The sequence below is a fragment of the Acidovorax sp. HMWF018 genome (assembly GCF_003061035.1).
Lineage (GTDB): Bacteria > Pseudomonadota > Gammaproteobacteria > Burkholderiales > Burkholderiaceae_C > Acidovorax > Acidovorax delafieldii.
Genome location: NZ_QAIM01000438.1, coordinates 1 through 5255 on the forward strand (window position 1 = coordinate 1; position 5255 = coordinate 5255).

The following is a 5255-nucleotide window of genomic DNA, read 5'->3' on the forward strand; positions in this document are numbered from 1 at the left end:
TGCCCCACGGGCGCACTGACCTATGCCTACCCCAGTGCGACGGAGCAGGGCACCAAGCTCAAGACGCTGCTGTCCACCTACACCGCCGCCGGCGGCAAGGATGCGGTATTGCTGCTGCACAGCCAGGAGCGCGGCCAGGCGCTGGTGGAAGAACTGGGCCGTGCTGCTCAGCTGAAGCTGGCGCACGGCGTGCCTGCCAACGTGATTCCGGTGGCGCTGTGGCACACGGCGAGTACGGGGGTGGACCTGTGGCTCAGCGCCATGGCCTATGGTGCGTCGCAGGTGGTGGTTTTGAGTACCGATGAAGAAGCGCCGCAGTACCTCGAAGGCCTGCAGGCGCAAATGGACGTGGCGCAGGTCATCCTGCGCGGCCTGGGCTACACCGGCACCCATGTGCAGTTGCTGCGTGCCAACCACCCCACCGCGCTGGATGCTGCACTGCAGACCCTGGGCCAGACGCGCCAGAAGACCCCGGCCGTGGCTGCACGCTTTGCGGTGGCCCAAGAGAAGCGCAGCACGCTGGAGATGGCACTCGACCACCTGATCGAGCAGGCCCCGATGCCCGTAGACGAGCGGCCTGCGGCCATTGCTCTGCCTGCCGTGGGGTCGCCGCTGGGCACGATTGAAGTCAACAAAGATCGCTGCACCCTGTGCCTGAGCTGCGTGAGCGCCTGCCCCGCCAGTGCGCTGCAGGACAACCCGCAGATGCCGCAGCTGCGCTTCATCGAAAAGAACTGCGTGCAGTGTGGCCTGTGCGCCACCACCTGCCCCGAAGACGCCATCACCCTGCAGCCGCGCCTGCTGCTCACGCCCGAGCGTGCACAGCTGCGTGTGCTCAACGAGGCCAAGCCCTGGGCCTGTGTGCGCTGCAGCAAACCCTTTGGCACGGTGAAAGCCATCGAGGCCATGCTGGGCAAACTGTCGGGCCACCCCATGTTCCAGGGCGAGGCGCTGGAGCGGCTGAAGATGTGCAGCGACTGCCGCGTGATTGACCTGTATTCCGCACAAAACGAGACGAAAGTGACCGACCTGTGAGTGCCCCATCCACCTTGACCCCCCTGGGCGGCAGCTCTGCGCTCGATGAAGAAACTGCCCGCGCCGAGCTGTATGGCTTGTTGTCGCAGCTGTACTACGCAGCGCCCGGCCCGGAGCTGCTGTCGGCCTTGCGGGTGGCAGTGACGGAGGCGCCTGCCGATGGCGGCTTTTTGCAGGAGCCCTGGCAGCAACTGGTGGCGGCGTCGCGTGCGCTCAGCGATGCTGCCATTGCGCAGGAGTTTGACCGGCTCTTTGGTGGTGTGGGCAAGCCCGAGGTGTTTTTGTATGGCTCGCACTACCTCAGCGGGTTTCTCAACGAGAAGCCGCTGGCGCGTCTGCGTACCGATCTGCAGCAGCTGGGCCTGGCGCGGGACGAGACCATGCCCGAGACCGAGGACCATGTGGCCTACCTGCTGGAGGTCATGCGCTACCTGATCGCTGGAGACGATGTAGCTGTCTGCAACCTGACATCGCAGCGTGATTTTTTTTCAACGCATCTGCAGCCCTGGGTTCTTCAGCTCTGCGATGCCTTGGCCGCACAGCCGCAAGCACGGTTTTATGCGGCTGTGGCGCACTTCACGCGGGCCTTTGTGTCGGTGGAGACCCAGGGCTTCGACATGTTGGATTGAGCCCTCCAGATGCTCGTAAACCCTCGATATGCCGCTACAAAAGATGAGTGTGTTACTGGGAGTTGTAAAGCCCGATGGCGGGTTTTTACACACTGACATAGACTGTATGAATTCCGTTTCATAGCTGCCAGCCTTTCTGGAGACAAGCATGCAGAACAGCCAGCCAAATTCCTCCCGCCGGAGCTTCTTTTCCGGCGCCGCCACCGTAGGGGCTGCCGCAGCAGCCGTTGTGGCACTCCCCCATGTCGCGCCGTCCGAGGCCGTGGTGTCCGAGCCCGCGCGCGTCGCACCCGAAAAGGGCGGTGGCTACCACCTGTCTGCCCGCGTGAAGCAGTACTACAAGACCACCCAACTTTGACATCGGGGCACGCCATGTTGCTAACCAAGAAGTCTTCCCATTCTGTGCAGGGCAACGGCTCTGTATCGCCTTTTGTGCACAGCCTGCGCCGTGGCCTGTCGCAGGCCCTGCCCACCATGGACCGTCGCTCGTTCCTGCGCCGCTCTGGCCTGGGAGTGGGCGTGGGCATCGCGGCCTCGCAGCTCACGCTGGTCAAGAAATCCAACGCTGCCGAAGGTGCCAAGGTCGGCATCGGCGACAGCAAGATCGAAGTGCGCCGCACGGTGTGCACCCACTGCTCGGTGGGCTGCGCGGTCGATGCCGTGGTCGAGAACGGCGTGTGGGTGCGCCAGGAGGCGGTGTTCGACTCGCCCATCAACCTGGGTGCCCACTGTGCCAAGGGCGCAGCCCTGCGCGAGCACGGCCATGGCGAGTACCGCCTGCGTTATCCCATGAAGCTGGTCAACGGCAAATACGAGCGCATCAGCTGGGACACGGCCCTGAACGAAATCACGGCCAAGATGCAGGAGCTGCGCAAGGCCAGCGGTCCTGACAGCGTGTACTTTGTGGGTTCGTCCAAGCACAACAACGAGCAGGCCTATCTGCTGCGCAAGTTCGTGAGCTTCTGGGGTACCAACAATTGTGACCACCAGGCGCGTATCTGCCACTCCACCACGGTGGCGGGTGTAGCCAATACATGGGGCTATGGCGCCATGACCAATTCGTACAACGACATGCAAAACAGCAAGGTCGCTCTGTACATCGGCTCCAACGCGGCGGAAGCGCATCCGGTGTCCATGCTGCACATGCTGCACGCCAAGGAAACCGGCTGCAAGATGATCGTGGTGGACCCGCGCTTCACCCGCACGGCCGCCAAGGCGGACGAGTACGTGCGCATCCGCTCCGGTACCGACATTCCCTTCCTGTTCGGTGTGCTGTACCACATCTTCAAGAACGGCTGGGAAGACAAGAAGTACATCAACGACCGTGTCTATGGCATGGACAAGGTGCGCGACGAAGTGCTGGCCAAGTGGACGCCTGACAAGGTGGAAGAGGCTTGTGGCGTCAAGGAAGACCAGGTTTTCAAGGTCGCCAAGATGCTGCACGAGAACAGCCCTGGCACCATCGTGTGGTGCATGGGCCAGACGCAGCACACCATCGGCAATGCCATCGTGCGTGCATCGTGCATCTTGCAGCTGGCTTTGGGCAACGTGGGCAAGAGCGGTGGCGGCACCAACATCTTCCGCGGCCACGACAACGTGCAGGGCGCAACCGACGTGGGCCCCAACCCAGACTCGCTGCCTGGCTACTACGGCCTGGCTGAAGGCTCGTGGAAGCACTTCGCCGCTGTGTGGGGAGTGGACTTCGAGTGGATCAAGAAGCAGTATGCGTCGCCCGCGATGATGACCAAGAACGGCATCACCGTGTCGCGCTGGATCGACGGTGTGCTGGAGAACAACGAGCTGATCGACCAGGACTCCAATCTGCGCGGCGTGTTCTTCTGGGGCCATGCGCCCAACTCGCAGACCCGTGGTCTGGAGATGAAGCGCGCCATGGACAAGCTGGACCTGCTGGTGGTGGTGGACCCTTATCCTTCGGCCACCGCCGCGATGGCTGCCATGCCAGGCAAGGCCGAAGATTTGAACCCGAACCGTGCGGTGTATCTGCTGCCCGCCGCCACGCAGTTCGAGACCAGTGGTTCGTGCACGGCATCCAACCGGTCGCTGCAGTGGCGCGAAAAAGTGATCGAGCCGCTGTGGGAGAGCCGTTCCGATCACATGATCATGCACCAGTTCGCCGAAAAGCTGGGCTTTGCCGCCGAGCTCTCCAAGAACTACAAGATGCAGAAGGTCAAGGGCATGGACGAGCCCGTGCCCGAGGACATCCTGCGCGAGATCAACAAGTCGGTCTGGACCATTGGCTACACCGGCCAGAGCCCTGAGCGCCTGAAGGCCCACATGAAGAACATGCACCTGTTCGATGTGAAGACCCTGAAGGCCAAGGGCGGCAAGGACAAGGAGACTGGTTACGACTTTGGCGGCGACTATTTTGGCCTGCCGTGGCCCTGCTATGGCACGCCGGAGCTCAAGCACCCAGGCTCGCCCAATCTGTACGACACCTCCAAGCATGTGATGGAAGGCGGCGGCAACTTCCGCGCCAACTTCGGCGTGGAAAAGGACGGCGTCAACCTGCTCGCAGAGGACGGCTCCCATTCGGTGGGCAGCGAGATCACCACGGGCTACCCCGAGTTCGACCACGTGCTGCTCAAGAAGCTGGGCTGGTGGGACGATCTGAGCGATGCCGAAAAGGCCAAGGCCGAGGGCAAGAACTGGAAGACCGACCCCACGGGCGCGATCATTCGGGTGGCCCTCAAGCACGGTTGCCATCCATTCGGCAATGCCAAGGCGCGCGCTGTGGTGTGGAACTTCCCGGACGCCATTCCGCAGCACCGTGAGCCTCTGTATGGCACGCGTCCTGACCTCATGGCCAAGTATCCGACCCACGACGACAAGAAGGCCTTCTGGCGCCTGCCCACGCTGTACAAGAGCGTGCAGGAGAAAAACGTGGCCGACAAGGTGCACGAGAAATTCCCGCTCATCATGAGCTCGGGTCGTCTCGTGGAGTACGAAGGCGGCGGCGAGGAAACCCGCTCCAACCCCTGGCTGGCGGAGCTGCAGCAGGAGTCATTCGTCGAGATCAACCCCAAGACGGCCGCCGACCGGGGCATCCGCAACGGCGAGCGTGTATGGCTCAGCTCTCCCACCGGCGCCCGCATCAATGTGCAAGCACTCGTCACTGAGCGCGTGGCACCCGATACCGTGTGGATGCCTTTCCACTTCTCGGGCCGCTGGCAAGGGGCGGACATGCTGGCGTACTACCCCAAGGGTGCAGCACCTGTGGTGCGCGGTGAAGCCGTCAACACGGCCACCACCTATGGCTACGACAGCGTGACCATGATGCAAGAAACCAAGACCACGATCTGCAACGTGGAACGCGCCTGATCGCGCCACGCAAGGAGACACACATGGCACGAATGAAATTCATCTGTGACGCAGAGCGCTGCATCGAATGCAACGGCTGCGTGACCGCCTGCAAGAACGAACACGAAGTACCCTGGGGCGTGAACCGCCGCCGCGTGGTCACCCTCAACGACGGTGTGCCGGGTGAAAAGTCCATCTCGGTGGCCTGCATGCACTGCAGCGACGCACCCTGCATGGCGGTCTGCCCTGTCAACTGCTTCTACCGCACCGAAG

4 protein-coding genes and 1 pseudogene are annotated in these 5255 nt (G+C 62.7%); all 5 read left to right on the forward strand.

The features are described from left to right. Positions 1-1035, forward strand: a 1035-nt coding sequence (locus DBR23_RS18180; RefSeq protein WP_146191367.1) for a 4Fe-4S binding protein, incomplete at its 5' end; no start/stop codon positions are given. After that, positions 1032-1664, forward strand: coding sequence for a molecular chaperone (locus DBR23_RS18185; RefSeq protein ID WP_108499154.1), 633 nt, complete (start codon positions 1032-1034; stop codon positions 1662-1664). The genes DBR23_RS18180 and DBR23_RS18185, both read left to right, overlap by 4 nt. A 148-nt stretch (positions 1665-1812) precedes the next feature. Further along, entirely contained in the window at positions 1813-2022 is a 210-nt protein-coding gene (locus tag DBR23_RS18190; RefSeq protein WP_108499155.1) for a formate dehydrogenase, read from the forward strand. Positions 2023-2036: 14 nt separating this feature from the next. Beyond that, complete coding sequence (locus DBR23_RS18195) at positions 2037-5003, forward strand: formate dehydrogenase subunit alpha (protein ID WP_108499156.1); 2967 nt, start codon at positions 2037-2039, stop codon at positions 5001-5003. A gap of 23 nt (positions 5004-5026) precedes the next feature. Next, a pseudogene (locus DBR23_RS18200) lies at positions 5027-5255 on the forward strand (formate dehydrogenase); the annotation flags it as partial.